Below are 278 nucleotides of genomic sequence, written 5' to 3' on the forward strand. Positions count from 1 at the left end.
GTCGTCCCTTCCCCGAGCGTGGATTGAATGCGCAGGCCATAGAGATCTCCGGCGAACAATTTAATTCGCTCGTTGACATTGTACAGACCATAGGAGCTTCCAGACCCGTCGGATTTCATCGTTGGCCGTGGTTCTGTCAGAAGGCTGTGGACAAGCTCCTCGTCCATGCCGATGCCATCGTCCGTGACGGAGAGGATCAGGACGTTCTCTTCTTTACGGGCGCCGATGGTGATCGTTCCCGTCTTGCCTTTGGATCTGCGGATGCCGTGCAGCAGCGC

General features: G+C 56.8%; 1 protein-coding gene. It reads right to left on the reverse strand.

Annotation, left to right across the window (positions count from 1 at the left end):
• Positions 1–278, reverse strand: a 278-nt coding sequence (locus tag KVT27_RS24335) for a sensor histidine kinase (RefSeq protein WP_254636278.1), incomplete at both ends; no start/stop codon positions are given.

Origin of the sequence: Lysinibacillus sp. GbtcB16, from assembly GCF_019091145.1 — a bacterium.
In the GTDB taxonomy this organism is placed as follows: domain Bacteria; phylum Bacillota; class Bacilli; order Bacillales_A; family Planococcaceae; genus Lysinibacillus; species Lysinibacillus fusiformis.